The sequence below is a fragment of the Streptomyces sp. NPDC005141 genome (assembly GCF_053599975.1).
Map to the genome: position 1 here is coordinate 31084 of NZ_JBSFYW010000048.1, position 17004 is coordinate 48087.

Here is a 17004-nt window from a genome sequence, read left to right on the forward strand (position 1 = left end):
AGTTGAATCACATCTTGGTCAGCCACTTCGAAGGGATGCCATGTCCGTCGACGGCCCGTACGAGATCCTGGACGACCGCTTCCGCACCGGACGCTGTGCGAACGGCGACAGCCGGCTGGAGGTCCTGTACGACGACTGCCGCTGGGCCGAGGGGCCGCTGTACCTCCCCGCCTGGCGCCTGCTGATCTGGAGCGACATCCCGAACGACCGCATCCTGCGCTGGGACGAGGCCACGGGCGCGGTCGGCGTCTTCCGTGACCCGGCCGGCCACAGCAACGGCAACACCCTCGACCCGCAGGGCCGCCTGGTCACCTGCGAGCAGGGCAACCGCCGCGTCACCCGCACCGAGCCCGACGGGACGGTGACCGTCCTCGCCGACCGGTACGAGGGCAAGCGGCTCAACAGCCCGAACGACTCCGTCGTACGTTCCGACGGCACCGTCTGGTTCTCCGACCCGGACTTCGGTATCACCAGCGACTACGAGGGGCATCGCGCCGCGTCCGAGATCGGCGCGTGCAACGTGTACCGGATCGATCCCGCGACGGGGGAGGTGCGTCTCGCCGCCGACGGGTTCGCGGGACCGAACGGCGTCATCCTGTCCCCCGACGAGCGGCGGCTGTACGTCTCCGACTCGAGGGCCGCCCGGATCCACGTGTACGACGTCCGTGAGGACGGCACGCTCTCCGACGGGAAGGTCTTCGCGGAGGCGCGCGGCGACGTCCACTTCGACAACATCCGCTTCGACGACGAGGGCCGCCTGTGGGCCGCCGCCCTGGGTGACGGCGTCCACTGCTACGACCCCGACGGCACTCTCATCGGCCGGCTGCGCGTACCGGAGCCCGTCTCGAACATCGCCTTCGGCGGTCCGAAGAACAACCGCCTGTTCATCACGGCCACCACCTCGCTGTACTCGCTGGTGATGTCGGTGACCGGGGCGCCGCGAGCCTAACCCGGGGTCTCGCGGGTGCGCTTCAGTCGCATCCGTGCGTCGACCTTCTCCGGAGGGGTGACCTCCGACCAGAAGCGGTGGCCGGAGACGAACACAGCGAGCTCGCGCTCCCGTTGGCGGAGCTTCTCGACCTCGGCCTGTTCGTCGTCGGTCCAGCCGGGGGAGGCGGGGCGCTCCACCTTGCGCCAGCCGCCGGTGTCACTGAAGCCGTCCAGCGGTTCCACCGACCAGGGGAGTCGTTTCAGCAGGTCCAGTAGCTCGGCCCGGACCTGATGCAGCTCCTCCTGACCGGCGAGGAGGTCACTCGGAAAGTCATAGGTCGCAGCCACGCGGCAATGCTACGCCTGTTCGATTTTGTGATGCGAGGTCCTTCCGGGACTTCACGCGAACGGGTGTTCCGGACTCCTGTGACCTGGGGGAGTACCGCGCCGTCCCGGCTCGTCGCTGCGCACGCCGGGGGTGGAATGTTCAGGCAAACTGCACAGCCTGAACTGGACAGTCTGGGCTGCTTAATTTACGGTGGCCGTATGGATCGGAGCGGCAGCTACCGGAACGACGCGGGCGTCTCGGATTCCGCCGCCCGCGCCGCGCAGGATCTGCGGGTCGCGTTCAGCCTGCTCCGGCGGCGGATCCGCGAGGTCTCCGAGGCGCAGGACCTCACGCCCTCCCAGGTCTCCGCGCTCACCCTGGTGAGCAAGAGCGGGGCCGCCACGGCCAGTGGGCTGGCGGCGACCGAAGGAGTGCGCCCGCAGTCGATGGCCGCCACGCTCGCGGCCCTCGACCAGTACGGACTCATCCAGCGCAACCCGGACCCCGGGGACGGCCGGCGGCAGCTGGTCACCCTCACGGACACCGGGCGCGAGCGCGTAGAAGGCACCCGGCAGGCCCGTTCCGAGTGGCTCGCCCGGGCCTTCCAGGAACGGTGCACGGAGGACGAGCGGCAGACGGTCATCGAGGCCATGGCCCTGCTGGAACGGCTCACCCGGCCGTGACACCCATGCTCCGCGAGCGGTTCCGGCAGCGCTTCACCCTCGCCCGACGGGTTCGACCGTCGGCTGATCGCCCCGATGGTCCTCGGTTCCGTGCTGAACCCGGTCAACTCCTCCATGATCGCGGTGGCGTTGGTGCCGATCGGCAGCGCCCTCGGAGCGGCCGCCGCGCAGACCGCGTGGCTGGTCTCCGGGCTGTATCTCGCCACCGCGGTGGGGCAGCCCGTCGTCGGACGGCTCGTCGACATGTACGGCCCGCGACGCCTCTACCTCGTCGGTACGGCGACGGTGGGCATCGCCGGGCTGCTCGGCGCCCTCTCCCCGAACCTCGGCGCGCTGGTCGCCGCCCGGGTGCTGCTCGGATTCGGTACCTCGGCCGCGTACCCCGCCGCGATGCACCTCACCCGGAGCGAGGCCGAACGCACCGGGCGGGACAGCCCGGCCGGCGTGCTGACCGCGCTCGCGGTCTCGGCCCAGACGGTCGCCGTGGTCGGACCCACCCTGGGCGGCCTGCTCATCGGTGTGGGCGGCTGGCGCACCATCTTCCTCGTCAACGTGCCACTGTCGCTGGCCTGTCTGGTTCTCGGAGCGCTCCGGCTGCCGAAGGCCGGGAAGCCGACGCCGCACCCGGCCGGGAAGGTCCCGGCCCCTCCGGTCCCGCCGAAGCCGGGCGCGAACGCCTCGGCGCACCCGGACGTCAGCACCCCGGAGCGCGCGGCCCCGCGAGGCGAGGCGCACGCCTCCACCGCGGGAAGGATCGACCTCGTCGGCATGGCCCTCTTCGCCGCCCTGCTCGTCTCGCTGATGCTGTTCCTGATGAAGCCGCGGGCCGCCGACTGGTATCTGCCGGTGCTCGGTCTCGTCGCCGGAGCCGCCTTCGCGCGGCGGGAACTCCGGGTCCCGGAGCCGTTCGTCGACCTGCGGGTACTCGGCGGCAACAGGCCCATGCCGGCCACCTATCTGCGCCAGTTCCTCAGCTGCACCACGGCGTACGCCTTCCTCTACGGGTTCACCCAGTGGCTGGAGGAGGGGCGGGGACTGCACGCGGCCGCCGCCGGGCTCGTCCTGCTGCCGCTGTCGCTGAGCGCGCTGGTCGTCTCCGGCGTCACCGGCCGGCGGGAGGCCGTCCGCGGCAGGCTGGTGATGGGGAGTCTCGTCCAGATCGCCGGGTGCGTGGGGCTGTTGACCGTCCACGCGGGCAGCACGATCTGGCTGCTGGCCGCCTTCGGCGCCCTCATGGGCGTGCCGCAGGGTCTCAATGGCCTGGCCAATCAGAATGCCCTCTACCGGCAGGCCGACCCCGCCCGGATGGGCTCCGCGGCCGGACTGCTGCGCACCTCCACGTACCTGGGCGCGATGGCGGCCTCCGCCGTCGGCGCCGCCTTCTTCACGCACGGCGCCGACACCGGCGGCCTGCACCATCTGGCCCTTCTCATGCTCGCCGGAGCAGTGCTGCTCCTGGCGGTGACCCTCATCGACCGATCCCTTCGCGACCTCGCCCTCAGAAAGGCCTGAACCATGGCAGTCACCACGCTCGACCCCCGCACCGCGCTCGTCCTCATCGACCTCCAGAACGGCATCGTCGGCAACCCGGGCCTCGCCCCGCACGCCGCCTCCGACGTCGTGCCGCGTGCCGTCCGGCTCGCGGACGCCTTCCGCGGCCACGATCTCCCGGTCGTCCTCGTACGGGTCACCGCCGCCGCCGACGGCGCGGACGCCGTACGGGGCCGTATCGACGGCCCGAGCCGCGCCCGCACGTTCCCGGAGGGGTGGGACGTCATCGTCGGGGAACTGGCCGGGCACCCCGAGGACATCACGGTGACCAAGCGGAACTGGGGCGCCTTCTACGGTACCGACCTCGACCTGCAGCTGCGCCGCCGCGGGATCACCCAGATCGTGCTGGCCGGCATCGCCACCAGCATCGGCGTGGAGTCCTCCGCCCGTGCCGCCCACGAGCACGGCTACCACGTCACCCTGGCCACCGACGCCATGTCCGACCTCGACCCCGAGACGCACCGCAACAGCGTCGAGCGGATCTTCCCCCGCCTCGGTGAGACCGGGACGACCGAGGAGATCGTCGAACTGCTCGACAAGACCCGGGCCTGAGCGAAAACCCCCGACGGGCCGCCGCTACCTTGGGTCCGTGACCCTGGATGATCTTCGTGTGTTCGTCGCTGTGTGCCGGGCCGGGAGTCTGAGCGCCGTGGCCCGGGAGCTGGGCTGTACGCAGTCGGCGGTGAGCCAGCACGTACGCCGGCTGGAACGGGAGGTCGGGGTCGGGCTCGTCGAGCGGCAGGCCCGGGGTGTGGTGCCCACCGGCGCCGGGCGGGTCCTCGAACGGGCCGCCGCCGACGGGATGGCCGGTCTCGACCTCGCGCTGCGCCGGCTCGGCGAGCTGGCGCGCGGGGGCGGTGGGGCGGTGCGGATCGCCACCGGCGGCACCACCGTGCGGCACTTCATGGCCGAGGCCGTGGTCGAATTCCGGCGGCACCATCCCCGGGTGAGCCTGGAGTTCCGGACCGAGAACTCCAGCCGGAGCTGCTTCGAGGCGCTGGCCGACCACGGTCTCGACCTCGCCTGGATCACCCTCGGCCCTCCCGTACGCGGGGTCGAGCAGCGGCCCGTCGCCGAACTTCCCTGGGTGCTCGCCGTACGCGCCGACGACGAACTCGCCGGGCGGGAGCGGATCGAGGGGGAGGAGCTGGCCGGGCTGCGGATCGTCGGGCTGCCCGAGAACTCCACCTCGCGCGCCCATCTCGACTCCGCCTACCGGGAGTTGGGGATACCCGCGGGCACCTCCGACACCAGCGTCGCCGACTGGGACACCGCGATCCTGCTCGCCGAACTCGGCATCGGCCACGCCGTCGTCCCCGATCTGCCCGGCCTGCGCGGCCCCGGCCGCCCCGGCCTCCGCTTCCTCCCGATACCCGCCCTGCCGCCTCTCGCGGTCGGCTGGGCCGTGCGTCGGTGGGACGCCCTGTCGCCTGTGGCGCACGCCTTCGCCGACACGGTGGCGCGGCACTGCGCGGGCGCCGGGCCGGCCGTGGGGGACTGACGCCGGCGGCCGTCCCGTAGGCCCGATTCGTCTTCGGGCGCCGCCTCGGTCTCCCGAACCGCGGACGCATTCGGACGCCGCCGGGTCTCGTCGGGCCTCAATGTCCGACGGCGCGGTCTCGGCCCCATGAACCGTTGATCGCCTTCGGGCGTCGTCCCGCCGTCAGCTGTCCGCGCCCGCGGCCGGTGTCAGCTCCCGCACCAGCGCGCTCGCCACGGGTACCGGGACCCCGGACCGCTCCGCCGCCCGCAGCAACGCACCGCCGATGGCGTCGAGTTCGAGTGTGCGACCCGCCTCGGCGTCCCGCTGCATGGAGGACTTGGTGCCTGCGGGGAAGGCGTCGTAGCGGGCGAGGGCCGCCGCCGCGTCGACGGGGGCGCCGCACGCGCGGCCGACCGCCGCCGTCTCCTCGACGAGAGCGGCCAACTCCTCGCGGTGCAGCGTGCGTACGTCGCCCACCGGCACCCCGTACCGCGTCGTCAGCAGCGCGAACGGCGCGAGGAACGACATCTTCGCCCAGAGTGTCGCCGCCTCGCCGTCCTGGACCCGGGCGCGCACCCCGGCCCACTCCAGTGCCCCGGCGAGCGCGTCGACCCGTGCCCGGGGTGCCGTGTCGCCGGTCAGGTCGACCTCGGCGAACGGACTGCCGTGCTCGATCACCCCGGGCGCGGTCCGCGTCGACTCCACGCGGATCACCGCGGGGGCCACCTGTGCGGAGCGGTAGCGCTCGCGCAGCAGTGCCGGGTGCTCGACCCCGTTCAGGAACGGGACGACCAGACCTTCCTCGCCCAGGGCCTTCGCCGGGACGCGCTCCAGGGCGGCGTCCAGGGCCGTCGCCTTGACCGCGATCAGGCACACGTCGACCGGCTCGCGCAGCTCGGTGTCCGCCTCCACCCGCGCCGTGAAGTCCCCGAAGTGGCCGCTGCGCACCTCGATGCCGTCCGCGGCCAGCGTCCGCGCGGTCTCGGCCCCGGCGAGGCAGATCACCCGGTGGCCGGCGCGGGCCAGAAGCGCGGCGAGCAGCCCGCCGACACCGCCCGGACCCAGCACGGCCACCGTCTGCCGGTCGTTCGCCATATGTCCTCGCTCCTCTCCGCGGGACCCCGAGTGGGGCCCCGGTGATGATCACAAGCGGCGGTCACCCGAGTCAATCCTCGGAGAAGCTTGCCCAAGTCCAAGGATTCGCTTGGGTATTCAGGGCCGGACTGGTTGCGCCGCTACGGCACCCGCACCGAGGCTCCCGGTTGCAGCAGGCGCGGCCGTCCGTGAGACCGGCGTCCGCGAAGGCCTTCGTCAGGGTCGAACCGTCCTGGGTGAACGGCCACGTCCAACGGGCCCTCCCGGCTCGCGATCTTCCGTACGACGTGATCGGTAGGAAGCCGGAGGCCGCCGATCGCGAGGAGGGCGGTGGGGCCGCCGACGCAGGTGATCTCCACTGAGGTCATGCTCCGCTCAATCCGCGGAGTCGGCGGCGGTATTCCCCGGCCGCGGCGGCCCGCATCCGGGAGAGGTGACCGTCACGGCGCCGTACGCGCGAGACTGGAGTCATGTGCCGCAGCATCAAGACACTTCGTCCGCCCGCGATCCCCGAGGAAGCCACCGAGGAGGAGATCCGTGCCGCCGCCCTGCAGTACGTCCGCAAGGTCTCCGGATTCCGTGCCCCGGCCGCCCACAACCGTGAGGTCTTCGACCGTGCCGTCGAGGCGGTAGCGGCGGCCACGGCCGAACTGCTGGACAGCCTGGAGGTGCGCGGGGCGGCGGCCCAGCGCGCCGGATAGCGCGGCCGGCGGCTCAGCTGCCGGTGGCCGGTTCCCGTCCCGCGGGGCGGCGAATGAGATAGGCAGCGCCCGCTCCCGCGACGAACAGCGCTCCGAAGGAGACGCCCGTCGCGAGCCAGGTGGCGCCCAGCCACTGGCCGCCGAAGTAGCCGAGGGCGACGCTGTACCCGGCCCAGGCCAGTCCCGCGAGGACGGACCAGGGCAGGAACTCGCGGACCCGGCGGTGCGCCGCGCCCGCGCCGAGCGAGACGACCGAGCGGCCCGCCGGTGCGAAACGGGCGACGACGACGAGCACGCCACGGGCCCCGCCGCCACGCGCCAGGACTTCGCCGAGACGTTCCTGCGCCCGGGTCAGACGGCGGGAGCGGGCGATGGCGCGGTCCAGGCGGTCGCCACCGCGCCAGGCGAGACGGTACGCCGCCAGGTCGCCGAAGACCGAGGCCGTGGCCGCGCAGAGGGTGAGTACCAGGATGTCGGGCACGGCGTGCGGAACGGCGCCGGTGGCGGAACCCGCCGCGGCCGTCGCCGCCGCGATGACCAGGACGCCGCTCGGCAGGACAGGCAGGAACACATCAAGAAGGACGGACACGACGACCGCCGCGTAGATCCATGGGCTGCCCGTCAGCGCCCCCACACTCTCCAGCACCGAAACTCTCCCCCGCTATCCCCCGTGGACACGACCGCGCCGCGACTCGCGGGGGAGTGGCGGGGCGCCGTGTGACAGCCATACAGCGTACGCCGCGGGTGTGACAGGAGATCCGCTGGGGCCGCATGTGTCGGTCACATCACGTTCACGCCTCCACACGCTCCGGTACGGCGTACGGCACCGATGTCCGCCATGGACGGGGATGCGGACCGGGTGAGCGGAGCGCGGCGGGGGTGAGCCCTCCCGGACGCGCGGGCGCCCGCCTCCCCGGGTGGGAAGCGGGCGCAGTCGTGCGGGGGGTCAGGCGGTGACGGGCTCCGAGGTGCGCTGGTCCTCGGTGGCCGGCGAGGTGCGGACGGCGAGCAGCCGGTCGAGGCCGAGTGCGCCGGAGCCCGTGAAGACGAGCAGGAGCATGGTCCAGCAGAACAGCGCGGAGAGCTCGCCGCCGTTCTGGATCGGCCACAGGGCCGCCGACTGGTGGACGTCGAAGTAGGCGTACGCCATCGAGCCCGAGGCGATGAACGCGGCGGCGCGGGTCCCGAGGCCGAGGAGCACGAGCGCTCCGGCGACGAGCTGGATGACGGCCGCGTACCAGCCGGGCCAGGTGCCCGCGTCGATGGTGCCGCCGTCGGTGCCCGCCGCGCCGCCGAGCACGCCGAAGAGCGAGGCGGCGCCGTGCGCGGCGAAGAGCAGGCCGACGACGATGCGGAACAGGGCGATGGCGTACGGCTGGGCGCTGTTGAGGCGTCCGGTCATGTGGGGGAACTCCTTCGGTCTGGTTCGGTCCGGGCAGGGCCGGACCGTGGGACGGAACCGAGTGAGCCACCAAGGTTAGGTGCACCTAATCTATGCTTGCAAGTTCAACATTCAGCCATGGCCGGGCTTCCGTTTGTCGTTCCGCTTCGGCTGTCGTCGCACGTAGCGCGGCCCGCGCCACGGCATCGGCGTCCGAAAGCGTGACCGAATCCACTCCGGGCCGGGCGCCCGCCGCGGTCACCCAGTGCACGCCCTCCGTGGGCACCCCGAACGCGAACCGCCTTATGTGCGGGCGGCCCTGACGGTCGATCAGGCGGTAGGGTCGCGGCGTGACGTCCAGCCCCCCGGTCTCGTAGCCGTCGACGGTGTGCGGGCGGCACTGCCCCGTGCTCACCAGCCGGGCCAGGAGTTCGTCCGCGGTCCGTCGCACATCCGGTTCCGGTAGCCGTGCCTCCACGAGCGTCGTCGCGCGGACGCCCGACCCCGGCACGTCGGGCGAGTGCGCAACCCAGGCCCCGTCCTCCGCCCGCACGTCGAGCCGCGGACCGAGCACCTCCACGACGCCCGCCTCGATCAGCGCGGCCAGCTCCTCGATACGCCGCCGGGGCGGGCCGATGGAGAGGAAGGCGTTCAACGGCGTGTACCAGCGGTCCAGATGGGCCCGGCGCGAGTCGCCCGGCAGCCCGCGGTGATCCACGATCCGGCGCAGCTCGTTGCGCAGATCCCGCAGCACGTCCAGGGCGGCCTTCTGCGGCCCGTCCACATTGCCGAGCGCGGCCTGCGCGGCGTCCTCCCGCAGATGGCCGAGCAGCCACACCCGCCAGCCGCCGGGACCGGCGAAGGCCTGTCCCGCGTACGGGCGCGCCATCCGGTCCCAGGACCAGCGCTCGCTCTCCGCGACGCCGAACTCGTCCAGGAGGCAGGCCTCTTCGGGATCGCGGTGCGGGACGGCGAGGAAGCTGTCCCGGAATTCAGCCGAATCGCCGCGCCGCCCGGATCGCGCCAACAGGCCCTCGTAGTAGACCGATTCCACCTCCTTGGCGACCAACGGCCATATCTCGCGCAGGAAGTCCGGCGCCTCACCGGAGTCCGCGCGCCGGCGGAAGCGGGAGATCACCTCGCCGGTCAGGACGAGCGGCTCATGGCGGCCGTACGGGCCCTTCGCGTTGTCGCCGCGGGCCTGGTGCGGGACGCCGCGCCGGGAGCCGGCGTACAGGCGCGGTTCGTCGCCCGAGGGCAGATAGCGCAGGCCCCCGCCCGCCCGGACGAACCTGCCGCCGCGTCCGGTCGTCAACAGGGCCGTGTGGTCGAAGAAGTTGAGCCCGAGACCGCGCAACAGGACCGGCTCGCCCGGGGCGAGAGGGGAGAGGTCGACGTCGGCGGGGCTGGCCGGTGGAATGTGGCGCAGGCCGTGCCGCCCGGCGCAGGCGGTCAGTCGCCGCTCGGCCGGGTCCGGGAGCACCGGCAGATGGCCCTGCGCGAGGACCACGGCGGAGAGCCCCGACAGGGCGCGTCCGGTGGACAGGGCGAGTGCCTGGCGGCCGTCCGGTTCGTCGGTGAGCCGGAGCGCGCGGGCGGTGTGCACCTCGACCCGTACTTGGGGCGGAGCCTCGCGCACCACCTCGCCGAAGACCCACTCCAGATAGCGGCCGTACTGGGCGCGTGTGGGATAGGCGTCCGGGCCGAGCTCGCCGCCCGCCCACGCGTGAAGGCTCGGCCCCGGGCGGATCGGCCCCGAACAGTCAACGCTCTCGTCGGTGAACAGGGTCACCTGCGAGGCCACGGTGTTCATCAGCAGATGAGGGGACTGCGCGGTGCGCCAGACGCGGCCGGGCCCCGGCGGGTCCGGATCGACGACATGCACCGTCAACCGCGCGCCCGGCGCGAGGAGTTCGGGCGCGGAGGCGCAGAGGCGCTCCAGGACGCCGGTGCCCCGTGGACCGGCGCCGACCAGGGCCACGGAGGCGTGGGGCCCGGCGGGTGACGAGGACCTCCGCGGTGCGGGGGCGGCGGAGCACTGGGGGGAGGGCTCTGCGGACAAGGGTGTGACTCCCGGGCGTGGGGGGCGCAGGGCGGCGGACCGTCTACTGGAAGCGGACGGTCCGCCTCATCATGCCCCTCGGGTGCCGTGCGAGCCGAGCCCCGGGGCGCATGATCGGCACCGGGTGTGGGATGCCTCACGCCCATCGGGGACGACACGCACAACAACCGTGGGGAACAGCCCTATCGCGGGGCGATCACGGACTCCTCCACCGTCGTCAGCCGGGCAGCTCCCCCCGCGCGGTCACCTCCGCCCCGCGTCACCCGTGCCTGCTCGAGGCGCAGTGCCGCCGAACGGCCGTGCAGCGTCAGGGTCATCAGCTGATTGCCGAACCAAGGGCCGCCGGTCTTCCACCAGTCGACCGACGGGCGCCCGCGGCGGCCGTGCCGGGCGAGGAGGCTGCCGAGCCTCCGGGCCGTGCGGCTCCAGCCGAAGCGGAAGCCGAGCCGTATGGAGAGCGGGATGGAGTTGTGGACGGGGGAGCAGGTCAGCTGGAGAACCCGGGCGGCGGGCTGCCGGGCGGGGTCGGCCCAGACCGGCTCGGCGACGTAGGCGTGGTGCACGTCTCCCGACAGCACGCACACCGTCGCCGGCGCGTGCTCTCCCGACCCGGCCTCGGCGATCAGCTCCGCCAGCTCCTCGAACGACTCGGGGAAGGCCGCCCAGTGCTCCAGATCGGCCCCGCGGCGCAGCCGCTCGCCGAACCGCGCCCATCGAGCGCCCCGCTCACCCCGGCACAGCGCGGCGTCCCACGTCTCCGCGTGGTGGACCAGAGGGGGCAGCAGCCAGGGCAGGGACGTGCCGATCAGGAGATGGTCCCGGGAGTCCGGAGCGTCCAGGGCCTGCGCGCGCAGCCAGGCCGCCTCCCCGGGATCGAGCATCGCGCGGTGCTGCTCGTCCAGGACGCGGGCCGCGCGGGTGTCGAGCATCAGGACCCGGGTCCGGCCGAAGTCGCGGCGGTAGCTCCAGCGGACCGAGGCCGGGTCGGCGTCGGCCTGGGCGGCGAAGGCGCGCAGCACGTCCGTGCCGTCGGGGGTCTCGCGTACGGCGGCGTACAGCAGGTCCCGGGCGAGCTCGTCCGGCGAGAGGTTGCCGAGGTGCTGGTGGACCCAGTACGACATCAGACCGCTCAGCACCCGCTCGCGCCACCACGGGGTCGCCCGGATCTCCGCGAGCCAGGCCGCGCTGGTGTTCCAGTCGTCGATGACGTCGTGGTCGTCGAAGATCATGCAGCTGGGCACCGTGGACAGCAGCCAGCGGATCTCGGGGTCGAGCCAGGATTCGTAGTAGAGGCGGGTGTACTCCTCGTAGTCCGCGACCTGATGGCCCGGGGGATCCGCCAGGCCCCGCCGCGCGGCGATCCACGCACGGGTCGCCTTCGAGATCTCGTCCGCGTACACCTGGTCGCCCAACAGCAGCAGCACGTCCGGCCGTTCGCCGTCCGGGGCCGCGGCGATCCGGGCGGCGAGGGTGTCCAGGGCGTCCGGCCCGACCGGGTCCTTCTCGTCCGCGGGCGGTGCCGCCCAGCGGCAGGAGCCGAAGGTGACGCGGACGGCGGCGTCGTCGTTCTCGGGGGTGCGGACGACCGACGGGGGAAAGGGGGAGCCGGGCAGTGGCCAGACGGTCGTGTCGTCCAGCAGGACCTCGTACGCGGTGACCGTGCCCGGCGTCAGTCCGCTCACCGGCACCAGCGCGTAGTGATGGCCCGCGATCTGGAACGTACGGGCCTGTCCGCGGGAGCCGTCCGCGCAGCGCACCTCGGCGGTGCACGGGCGGCTCGCCTCGACCCAGAAGGTCGCCGACGAGCCGTCCACGTACCTCAGCAGCGGTCCCAGGCGCAGTTCCGCCATGATGATCCCCCTCCTCCGTCGCCCCGTACGGTACGGAACGACGGAGGCTGGTGGGGAGGTTCCGGAAACCGTGGTGAACACCGTGGGGGGCGATGTCCGGAACCCGGGGGACCGGAGGCCGCCGAACGTGGGGGACCGGCGGCCGCCGGTGGTTGGGGCGGCGCGGGTCAGCAGCCGCTCAGGACCGAGCTCAGCTTGGACTTCTCCGCGGAGTCGACCTTGAGGTTGTAGTAGTACTTCACCTGGACCCAGGCGCGGACGTAGGTGCAGGCGTACGCGGTGCGCGAGGGCATCCAAGTGGCCGGGTCCTGGTCACCCTTGGCCTGGTTCACGTTGTCGGTGACGGCGATGAGCTGCGGGCGCGTGAGGTCGTTGGCGAAGGCCTGGCGCTGGGCGGTGGTCCAGGCGGAGGCGCCGGAGTCCCATGCCTCGGCGAGCGGCACGAGGTGGTCGATGTCGAGGTCGGAGGCGGCCGTCCAGGTGGCGCCGTCGTAGACCGAGTACCAGCTGCCGCTGGTGGAGGCGCATGCGGAGTCGGTGACGACGCCGCTGCCGTCGCGCTTCAGGACCGTCTCGCGGGTGTTGCAGGCGCCGGAGATGGTGATCCAGTGGGGGAAGAGGTCACGGTCGTAACCGGTGCGGCTCTCCGTCGCGACGGTGAGGGACGCGAGGTAGGTGCGGGCGGTGGCCGCGCTGACCGGGGTGGGGAGGGCGGCGGAGGCGGTCGGGCCGTTGAAAACACTGGCCATGGCTATGAGACCCGTGATGGCTGCGAGTATGCTCAGCCGTCGACGCGCGTAGACCTTTGGCATGCGAACTCCCTTGGGGTGTGGGGGCGTTGGAGGGCGAGCGACCACATGCTCGCGGCGTCGTGTTGCCGGGAGGTAAGTGCGCGGTTAGAAGCTAGTGACGCGTACATGACATAGCAAGGTTCATGGCAGAACTTTCGGTTCCGCGGGCTTTTCCGTCCCGGGGACCTTCGGCCCTGTGGGGCCGCCTCGGGGGTCGCGTACTATGGACGGCGCAGAAGGGGAGTAGCTCTTCGCCGGACCGTCGACATACTGCTCAGCTCGTCTGAGCCGGCGCCCGGAGGCAGACCTCGTTCCACGAGGCCGGCCAGCGAGACCTTCGGCAAGCAGTGCACTTGCCCGTGCCGGGCCTTTCCGGCGTGGGTGCTTCTGCCCGTACCTCCCGGTGCGGGTGTCGCTGTGTGCTGCCGTGCCGAGGTGTCGCGCAGTCATAGCACGCGCAGTCGCAACACTCTCGGCGGGGCAGCCCGACCGATTGAGGAATTTTGATCAGCTTCAGCGTGATGGCGCTCGTCTTCGGTGTCGTCTTCCTTGCCGAGCTGCCGGACAAGACCGCCCTCGCCGGCCTCGTCCTCGGCACGCGCTACCGCGCCTCGTACGTCTTCGCCGGTGTCGCCGCCGCGTTCGCCGTCCACGTGGCGCTCGCCGTCGCGGCGGGCAGTGTGCTGACGCTGCTGCCGCAGGGCATCGTGCACGCGCTCACCGGTGTGCTGTTCCTCGGTGGTGCCGCGGTGCTGCTGATGAAGAAGGACGAGGACGAGGAAGAGGTCCGCAAGCCGGCGAACCAGAGCTTCTGGAAGGTCTCCGGGGCGGGCTTCATGCTCATCCTCGTCGCCGAGTTCGGCGACCTCACGCAGATCATGACGGCGAACCTCGCCGCTCGGTACGACGATCCGCTGTCGGTGGGTCTCGGTGCGGTGCTGGCGCTGTGGGCTGTCGCGGGGCTGGGGATCGTGGGCGGCAAGGCGCTGATGAAGCGGGTGCCGCTGTCGCTGATCACCAAGGTGGCGGCGGTGCTGATGCTGGGGCTGGGGGTCTGGAGCCTGTACGAGGCTGTCGCGGGCTGAGCCTCGCGGGTCCGGGTGCGGGGGCCGTTGCGGTTTTCGGGTGCGGGTGCGGGTGCGGGTGCGCTTGCGCTGGCTGCGGGAGCGGGTGCGGGTCCGGTTCTCGGGTGGGGGTCCGGTGGGTGGGTCGGGGCCGTGCCGGTACATCCCGGTCCGTCGCCGCTGGATCGGACGTGGGTCCGTGAGGGAACCGCTGCTCGATCCGGACGTAAGCGACGGACATTGGGATGTACCGGCACGGCCCCTCCCGTGCGTGGACGGGTGCGGGTGCGCTGTGGTGAGTTTCAGCCCTGGCCCCGGGGAAGGTTTCGGCCCCTCCGGCGATCGGGGAGTGGGGGCCGGGGCGGAGCCCCAGGGTGGGTCGGGTAGGGGTGGAGGGGGCGAAAACCTCCGCCCCCGAACCCCTCCCGCGCGCGGTCGGCAGTGGGTGTGTCGTCAGTGGCCGTGTTGGGCGGCTTGTCGGTGTCCGGTGGGGGGCTTGGTGGTGTCCTGGAGGTTGCTCTTGGTGTCCGGGGTGCTGAAGGGCAGGCCGGGGGCGGTGGCGCTGGGGGAGGTTGTTTTGTATGTTGTAGGAACAAAGTGGTTCCCGCCCGCGCCTCCCTGACCGGCGGGCGGGGCCGCCTTGTTTCCCGGGGGGCATGTTGGACCTCCCTATCTGCGCCTTGGAGCATGCCGATGACGACGGCCACCACCGTTCTGACCGCCCGCGCCTTCCTGCTCGACATGGACGGCACCCTCGTCAACTCGGACGTCGTCGTCGAGCGCTGCTGGCGCGGCTGGGCCGACCGGCACGGGCTGGACGGGGACGAGGTCATGAAGGTCGTCCACGGCAGGCAGGGGTACGCCTCGATGGCGGTCCTGCTGCCGGACCGGCCCATGGAGCAGAACTACGCGGACAACGCGCGGATGCTGGCCGAGGAGACCGCCGACATGGAGGGCGTCGTCGCGATTCCGGGAGCACCGGAGTTCCTCGCCTCCCTCGCCGGAGTGCCGCACGCGCTCGTCACCTCCGCGGACGTGGCGCTGTCCACCGGGCGGATGGCCGCAGCCGGGCTCGGACTTCCCGACGTGCGCGTCACCGCCGAGTCGGTCGGCGCGAGCAAGCCCGATCCCGAGGGCTTCCTCAAGGGTGCGGCCGAGCTGGGCATCGCACCTGAGGACTGTGTCGTCTTCGAGGACTCCGGGGCGGGGATCGCGGCGGGGCGGGCCGCCGGAATGCGGGTCGTCGGGGTCGGTCCTCGGGCGGCATTCCACGGGCCGGACGTGCTCGTACGCGATCTGACCGAGGTCCGGGTCGAGGCCCTCGCGGACGGGACAGTTCGCCTTCACATCGGCTGAGAGGCGTCGTCGCGCCGGGGAGGGGCCGGGGGCGGGGATTTTCGCCCCCTCCGCCCCTACCCGTCCCGTACTTGGGGCTCCGCCCCAGCCTCGCTCCTCAAACGCCGGAGGGGCTGAAACTCACCTCAGCGCACCCGCACCCGTCCACGCACGGGAGGGGCCGTGCCGGTACATCCCTGATGTCCGTCGCTTACGTTCGGATCGAGCAGCGGATCGCACAGGTAGCCCACGTCTGATCCAGCGGCGACGGACTGGGATGTACCGGCACGGCCCCGACCCACCCACCGAACCCGCACCCGGGAACCGGACCCGTACCCGTACCCGAAGCCGGCGCGAGCGCACCCGCACTCGGGCGCCGGCCGGTCACGGCTCGGTCGTCTCCGACTCCAGGCTCGCCCGTGTGGCTGCGCCGTAGACCCCCGGCTCGTCCCCCGAGATGCCCCGCGCCCACTGGTACCAGCGCACCGCGTCCTCGAGGTGGCGGTCGAAGCGGCCGTCGGCCGTGCGCATGTACATCCTCAGCTGGGTCATCCTCAACTGGAGCTCGGTCACCTCGGGCCCGTTGTCGCCGCGTCGCAGGGTCTGCGCGGACACTCCGTTCGAGCCGCTGCCCGCGGACGCCGTCGATCCCGTCGCGGTCGGCTTCGCGCTCGGGGATGTGGACGCGGGGGCCGACGTGGCCGACCGGGACGGTGTCGCCGAGGTGTCCGACTCGGACGCCGACGCCGACGGGCTCGCGCTCAGCGAGGAGGTCGGAGCCGAGGGTGCCGAAGACGTGGCGGACGTGCTCGCGGACGGCGACCCCGAGGTCTTGTCGGACAGCACCTCCGGCACGCTCGCGCGTACGTCCTTCGGCAGTGCCCCGTCCCGCGCGGGAGTGTCGTACGACAGCAGTCCGCTCGCGAACCCCGCCGCGGCCACCATCGTGACCACGACTCCGGCGACGGCGATCACCCCGGTGCGCCGGCTGCGCCCCGGCCGATCGGAGGCCGAGGCCCTCGATCCGGGCTCGGGGGAGCGGTCCTGGAAGAGGCGGACGTCGGTGGCGCGCGGCTCCGACGGAAGCGCCTTCAGCCGCATGGTCGCGTCGGCGGGAACCGCGGCGAGCCGCATGGTCGCGTCGGCCGGGACGGCGTTCAGCCGCATGGTGGAAGAGGCGGCGTCCTCTCCGTTCGCCGGCGGCATGGGCGTTCCGCCGGCCGGCGGAACCCCGTTCGGCCACGCGTCGTCGCCGTTCACCGGCGCTGCGCCGTTCAGAGGTGCACCCGGGCCGTCCACCGGCACGGAGGCGCTCTCCGGGGCCCAGGAGCCCGTTCCTGCGGTCCGGGCGGCGGGACCGGGGCCGCCCGGGACCGCTGTGCCGGGATGGCCGGCGTTCGCGGCGGGTGGCCGGACCCCCCCGGGATGTTCCGAATGCTCCGGACCCAGCTCCACGTAGGGCCGGATGCGCAGCGGGTTGAAGTCCTCCGTCGCCGCGGCCTCCGCCGTGCGCGCGTCACGCAGGGCGTCGGACGCCCTGCTGGTGCAGGCGCAGGACGGGGTGCCGTCCAGCGCCCGGTGCGCGGCGCACTCGGGGCAGACGTGCCCGGTCGGTTCAGTCACGAGTGGGTCCCTCCCCCTGAGATTTCCAGAGATTATCCGGACGACCTTCATACAACCTTCAAGCAGCCCCCCGGAATCGCGGATTCCGGGCGACTCGACAGGCCATAACCGGACACACCGATCAGGA

Annotated in this window: 16 protein-coding genes; 8 read left to right on the plus strand and 8 right to left on the minus strand. The window is 72.6% G+C overall.

The window, feature by feature from the left end; translation table 11 throughout:
* The first annotated feature begins 40 nt into the window (after positions 1 to 40).
* Complete coding sequence (locus ACWD68_RS30290) at positions 41 to 949, plus strand: SMP-30/gluconolactonase/LRE family protein (protein ID WP_451809640.1); 909 nt, start codon at positions 41 to 43, stop codon at positions 947 to 949.
* Here ACWD68_RS30290 and ACWD68_RS30295 read toward each other — a convergent pair.
* Complete coding sequence (locus ACWD68_RS30295; protein WP_451809641.1) at positions 946 to 1278, minus strand: hypothetical protein; 333 nt, start codon at positions 1276 to 1278, stop codon at positions 946 to 948. The two genes, ACWD68_RS30290 and ACWD68_RS30295, sit on opposite strands and share 4 nt — an antisense overlap.
* A gap of 198 nt (positions 1279 to 1476) precedes the next feature.
* Here ACWD68_RS30295 and ACWD68_RS30300 point away from each other — a divergent pair, with 198 nt between their 5' ends.
* From ACWD68_RS30300 to ACWD68_RS30315, 4 genes are all read left to right on the plus strand, one after another.
* Positions 1477 to 1941 carry a MarR family winged helix-turn-helix transcriptional regulator gene (locus ACWD68_RS30300; protein WP_451809642.1) on the plus strand — a complete coding sequence of 155 codons (465 nt, stop codon included), beginning with the start codon at positions 1477 to 1479 and terminating at the stop codon, positions 1939 to 1941.
* 75 nt (positions 1942 to 2016) lie between these two features.
* On the plus strand, positions 2017 to 3453 hold the full coding sequence (locus ACWD68_RS30305) for an MFS transporter (RefSeq protein WP_451809643.1): 1437 nt from the start codon (positions 2017 to 2019) through the stop codon (positions 3451 to 3453).
* 3 nt (positions 3454 to 3456) lie between these two features.
* On the plus strand, positions 3457 to 4044 hold the full coding sequence (locus ACWD68_RS30310; protein ID WP_451809644.1) for a hydrolase: 588 nt from the start codon (positions 3457 to 3459) through the stop codon (positions 4042 to 4044).
* Positions 4045 to 4081: 37 nt separating this feature from the next.
* The gene (locus ACWD68_RS30315; RefSeq protein WP_451809645.1) at positions 4082 to 4993 is read left to right on the plus strand and encodes a LysR family transcriptional regulator; all 912 of its coding nucleotides are present in this window, start codon (positions 4082 to 4084) and stop codon (positions 4991 to 4993) included.
* 162 nt (positions 4994 to 5155) lie between these two features.
* Here the strand turns inward: ACWD68_RS30315 and ACWD68_RS30320 are convergent, their stop codons facing one another.
* Positions 5156 to 6070 carry a ketopantoate reductase family protein gene (locus ACWD68_RS30320; RefSeq protein ID WP_451809646.1) on the minus strand — a complete coding sequence of 305 codons (915 nt, stop codon included), beginning with the start codon at positions 6068 to 6070 and terminating at the stop codon, positions 5156 to 5158.
* A gap of 470 nt (positions 6071 to 6540) precedes the next feature.
* Here ACWD68_RS30320 and ACWD68_RS30325 point away from each other — a divergent pair, with 470 nt between their 5' ends.
* Positions 6541 to 6771, plus strand: a complete 231-nt coding sequence (locus tag ACWD68_RS30325; protein ID WP_451809647.1) for a DUF2277 domain-containing protein — start codon at positions 6541 to 6543, stop codon at positions 6769 to 6771.
* 13 nt (positions 6772 to 6784) lie between these two features.
* On the opposite strand, the gene ACWD68_RS30330 is transcribed toward ACWD68_RS30325, so the two are convergent.
* The 5 genes from ACWD68_RS30330 to ACWD68_RS30350 all read right to left on the minus strand — a co-directional run bounded on the left by ACWD68_RS30330 (position 6785) and on the right by ACWD68_RS30350 (position 12876).
* Positions 6785 to 7417 carry a DedA family protein gene (locus ACWD68_RS30330; RefSeq protein ID WP_451809648.1) on the minus strand — a complete coding sequence of 211 codons (633 nt, stop codon included), beginning with the start codon at positions 7415 to 7417 and terminating at the stop codon, positions 6785 to 6787.
* Positions 7418 to 7717: 300 nt separating this feature from the next.
* Entirely contained in the window at positions 7718 to 8173 is a 456-nt protein-coding gene (locus tag ACWD68_RS30335; RefSeq protein ID WP_451809649.1) for a DoxX family protein, read from the minus strand.
* 85 nt (positions 8174 to 8258) lie between these two features.
* Positions 8259 to 10133 (minus strand): FAD/NAD(P)-binding protein, encoded by a 1875-nt coding sequence (locus ACWD68_RS30340; protein WP_451809669.1) that lies wholly within the window; start codon positions 10131 to 10133, stop codon positions 8259 to 8261.
* Between the two features lie 263 nt (positions 10134 to 10396).
* A complete protein-coding gene (locus ACWD68_RS30345) occupies positions 10397 to 12064 on the minus strand; it encodes an alkaline phosphatase D family protein (protein WP_451809650.1) in 1668 nt (555 codons plus the stop codon).
* A gap of 167 nt (positions 12065 to 12231) precedes the next feature.
* Positions 12232 to 12876, minus strand: a complete 645-nt coding sequence (locus ACWD68_RS30350) for an HNH endonuclease family protein (protein WP_451809651.1) — start codon at positions 12874 to 12876, stop codon at positions 12232 to 12234.
* 482 nt (positions 12877 to 13358) lie between these two features.
* Between ACWD68_RS30350 and ACWD68_RS30355 the strand changes: the two genes are divergently transcribed.
* Together ACWD68_RS30355 and ACWD68_RS30360 are read left to right on the plus strand one after the other, a co-directional pair.
* Positions 13359 to 13940: a TMEM165/GDT1 family protein gene (locus tag ACWD68_RS30355; RefSeq protein WP_451809652.1), complete on the plus strand. Its 582-nt coding sequence runs from the start codon at positions 13359 to 13361 to the stop codon at positions 13938 to 13940.
* 666 nt (positions 13941 to 14606) lie between these two features.
* On the plus strand, positions 14607 to 15275 hold the full coding sequence (locus ACWD68_RS30360; RefSeq protein WP_451809653.1) for an HAD-IA family hydrolase: 669 nt from the start codon (positions 14607 to 14609) through the stop codon (positions 15273 to 15275).
* Positions 15276 to 15638: 363 nt separating this feature from the next.
* Here the strand turns inward: ACWD68_RS30360 and ACWD68_RS30365 are convergent, their stop codons facing one another.
* Positions 15639 to 16877, minus strand: a complete 1239-nt coding sequence (locus ACWD68_RS30365; RefSeq protein ID WP_451809654.1) for a peptidoglycan-binding protein — start codon at positions 16875 to 16877, stop codon at positions 15639 to 15641.
* Positions 16878 to 17004: the final 127 nt, after the last annotated feature.

Bases quoted from the DNA above. Each gene is read 5' to 3' on its own strand.
- ACWD68_RS30290 (WP_451809640.1), top strand. From the start codon at position 41: ATGTCCGTCGACGGCCCGTACGAGATCCTGGACGACCGCTTCCGCACC.
- ACWD68_RS30300 (WP_451809642.1), top strand. From the start codon at position 1,477: ATGGATCGGAGCGGCAGCTACCGGAACGACGCGGGCGTCTCGGATTCC.
- ACWD68_RS30305 (WP_451809643.1), top strand. From the start codon at position 2,017: ATGGTCCTCGGTTCCGTGCTGAACCCGGTCAACTCCTCCATGATCGCG.
- ACWD68_RS30310 (WP_451809644.1), top strand. From the start codon at position 3,457: ATGGCAGTCACCACGCTCGACCCCCGCACCGCGCTCGTCCTCATCGAC.
- ACWD68_RS30320 (WP_451809646.1), bottom strand. From the start codon at position 6,070: ATGGCGAACGACCGGCAGACGGTGGCCGTGCTGGGTCCGGGCGGTGTC.
- ACWD68_RS30325 (WP_451809647.1), top strand. From the start codon at position 6,541: ATGTGCCGCAGCATCAAGACACTTCGTCCGCCCGCGATCCCCGAGGAA.
- ACWD68_RS30335 (WP_451809649.1), bottom strand. From the start codon at position 8,173: ATGACCGGACGCCTCAACAGCGCCCAGCCGTACGCCATCGCCCTGTTC.
- ACWD68_RS30345 (WP_451809650.1), bottom strand. From the start codon at position 12,064: ATGGCGGAACTGCGCCTGGGACCGCTGCTGAGGTACGTGGACGGCTCG.
- ACWD68_RS30350 (WP_451809651.1), bottom strand. From the start codon at position 12,876: ATGCCAAAGGTCTACGCGCGTCGACGGCTGAGCATACTCGCAGCCATC.
- ACWD68_RS30360 (WP_451809653.1), top strand. From the start codon at position 14,607: ATGCCGATGACGACGGCCACCACCGTTCTGACCGCCCGCGCCTTCCTG.